This is a genomic window from Clostridium tarantellae, from assembly GCF_009295725.1.
Classification (GTDB): Bacteria; Bacillota; Clostridia; order Clostridiales; family Clostridiaceae; genus Sarcina; species Sarcina tarantellae.
Window position 1 is genome coordinate 1 of sequence record NZ_WHJC01000347.1, and the last position, 3233, is coordinate 3233.

A 3233-nucleotide genomic window follows, 5' to 3' on the forward strand; every position below is an offset into this window, starting at 1 on the left:
TTATATTACTATATATGTATATAATTTATGCATAAGACCTATTATTTTACATATTTTAAAGTGATTTTAAAAGTATTAGGTATCTTTAACTGTTAATTTAATGGTGGAGGGGTAGAAAAAAAGTGAAGAAGCTTAAAAAAAAGAAACAAAGAAAAAGTGCTTTAAAAAAAGGAAGAGTATTAGGGATTCTATGTATTACTTATTTTCTTATAGCAGCTTTAGTTTTAAGATTAGGCTGGATAATGATTTTTAAAGCAGATAAATATTCTGATATGGCAAAGGAACAATGGACAAATGAAATCCAACTTCTTGGAAAAAGGGGAAACATATTAGATAGAAATCAAAATGAATTAGCTGTTAGCGCTAATGTGTATAGAGTTGATTTAAACTTACGTACAATAGATAAGTATGCAAAAAAGAAAAATATAGAAATAGTTAGTATTGCAAAACAATTAGCAGAGATTTTAAGTATGAATGTGGATGAAGTTGAAAATAAATTAACTATAAAAGGTGAAGATGGAAAGTTAGTACCAGCAGCAGTATTAGCAAGAAGCGTAGAAAAAAAAGAAGCAGATAGAATTAAAGAGCTTAAAATTGATGGAGTAGTTGTTCTTACAGATACTAAAAGATACTATCCTAATAATAACTTTTTAGCTCATTTATTAGGAAATACTAATTTAGATGGAGTTGGATTAAATGGAGTAGAACTTGAATATGATAGTACACTTGCAGGAATACCAGGAATGAAAATAACAGAAATGGATGGTGGAAGTGGAGAATTTCCTTATGCAGTGTCTAAATATTCAGCACCAGTTGATGGAAAAGATCTCATATTAACAATAGATGAAAAAATACAGTTTTTTGCAGAACAAATAGCACAAAAAGCAGTAAAAGACCATAATCCAGAAGCTGTAACGGTTATTGTAATGGACCCTAATAATGGTGAGGTTTTAGCTATGGTAAATAAACCAGATTTTGATCCTAATAACCCTCAACAAGGATATGAAATTTTCAAAGGAAAAACTGATTCAGATAAAATACAAAAAATGTGGAGGAATAGAGCGGTATCAGATTCTTTTGAACCTGGATCAATTTTTAAAATAATAACTGCTGTGGCAGCTGTAGAAGAAGGTGTAGCTGGAGGCGATGAAACATATTATTGTTCAGGTGAATTAAAGGTTGCAGATAGAAAAATAAAATGTTGGAAGGATGGAGGACATGGTACAATAAATTTTTCACAAGCTATGGAGAAATCTTGTAATGTAGCATTTATGGAAATGGGAGCTAACCTTGGAAAAGAAAAGTTAAATAAATACATTGAAGCTTTTGGATTTGGAAATAAGTCAGCTATAGACTTACCAGGAGAAACACCAGGAATAATAAAGGAACTTGACTCTATTAATGCAGTTGATTTAGCTACTATATCTTTTGGACAAACTGATACAGTAAATGCAATTCAGTTTATGGTTGCATTAAATTCTGTTGCTAATGGAGGGAAAATTATTCAACCTCATGTTGTAAAAGAAATAAGTCATATTAATGATGATGGCATTAGAGTAATAGATGATATTTATTCACCTCTAATTGACGAATTACCTATTAAAGTTTCTACTTTAGAAAAAGTAAGAGGAGTTTTAGAAAAAACAGTAAGAGAAGGATCGGCAAACAGAGCTTCAATAGAAGGATATGGAATAGCTGGAAAAACTGGTACAGGACAAAAGGTAAATTCTGAAACAGGTAGCTATGATGATAAAATAGGATATGTATCTTCCTTTGTTGGCTTTGCGCCATATGATAATCCAAAGGTATCTATAATGATATCAATAGACAATCCTAAAAATGGGCAATATTTTGGTGGTGAAGTTGCAGCCCCTTATGCTAGTGAACTTTTTGTTAATATATTTAAGTATATGAATCCTTCAGATACTAAAATAACAGATTTAAAAGAATATGTTATAGTTCCAGATATTAGAGGTAAAAAGGTTGAAAAAGCAAGAAAATTATTGGAGGAACTAGGAATGAAAGTTTTAATAGAAAGTAATGGTAAGTTTGTAAAAGATATAAGTCCTAGACCTGGATCTATTGTATATAAGGGTGATGAGATAAGTGTTTTTACAGATAAAAAAGTAAATGATAATAATGATATTGTAGTACCAAATTTTAAAGGTTATTCTAAAGAAGATGCTAAAAAAGTTTTAGATTCAATAGGTTTAAAAGCAAGTTTTGAAGGTGAGGGATTAATAATTAATCAATCTATTTCACCAGCTGAAGTAATTAAAAAAGGTACATCTATAAACTTAATTTTAGGGGAATTAGAAAATTAATATACAAAACTTGTATATACATCTTGACTATAATAACTAAAAAGTATATCTTTAAATTATTAAGAAATTCAAATTTTTATTTTATCATTTAAAAAAGTAGGGGTAAAGCATGAAAGAACCAAAATATAAACAAATAGAAAATTATTTAAAAGAGCTTATTGAGTCAAAAGAATTAGGAGAAGGAGATTTATTGCCTTCTGAAAATCAATTATGTGAAATGTTTGAAGTTACAAGAATGACTGTTAGATCTGCACTAAATAATTTAGTTAAAGAAGGGCGTATTGTAAAGCACAAAGGACTAGGTAGTGTTGTTTTAGGTTGTAAAATAAATGATAATATATCTGTAATTAATAGTTTTACCAATGAAATAAAACAAAAAGGATTTCAGGTGAAAAATGTTTTGCAAGAGTTTGCAATTATGAGAGCTGATGAATTTATAGCTAAACAACTTAAAATAAAAACTGGTGATGAAATTTGGAAAATAGTTAGGGTTAGAATAGCTAATGATGAACAAATATCTTATATGATAACATATATGCCTGCTAAATTATTTCCAGATTTATCAAAAGACCATTGTAAAGGTTCTTTATATGAATATATTCAAAAGAAGTGTGGACACAAAATAGCTGTAGCTCATCGTTCAATAGAAGCAGTTATAGCTACAGATAAAATAAAAGATGCTTTAGGGCTAGATTTTTATGCACCATTATTACACATAGAACAAATAACTAAATTAGAAAGTAGTGTAATATTTGAGTATTCTCATACTTACCATTATAATTACAATTTAACATTAAATGCAGTTAGTAATTAATATTTAATCTTTAAGAAGGATTAACCCAAAAGGTAATCCTTCTATTTTTTAATTTAATTTTTAATTTACTTAAATATATCTTTTTAATTTTATAT

At 28.3% G+C, this 3233-nt stretch carries 2 protein-coding genes; both read left to right on the forward strand.

The window, feature by feature from the left end; all coding sequences use genetic code 11:
• The first annotated feature begins 122 nt into the window (after positions 1–122).
• A complete protein-coding gene (locus GBZ86_RS14175; RefSeq protein ID WP_327445274.1) occupies positions 123–2324 on the forward strand; it encodes a stage V sporulation protein D in 2202 nt (733 codons plus the stop codon).
• 109 nt (positions 2325–2433) lie between these two features.
• Entirely contained in the window at positions 2434–3138 is a 705-nt protein-coding gene (locus tag GBZ86_RS14180) for a GntR family transcriptional regulator (protein ID WP_152891740.1), read from the forward strand.
• Positions 3139–3233 lie beyond the last annotated feature (95 nt).

Coding starts and splice junctions, on each gene's coding strand:
- GBZ86_RS14180 (WP_152891740.1), top strand. CDS start 2,434: ATGAAAGAACCAAAATATAAACAAATAGAAAATTATTTAAAAGAGCTT.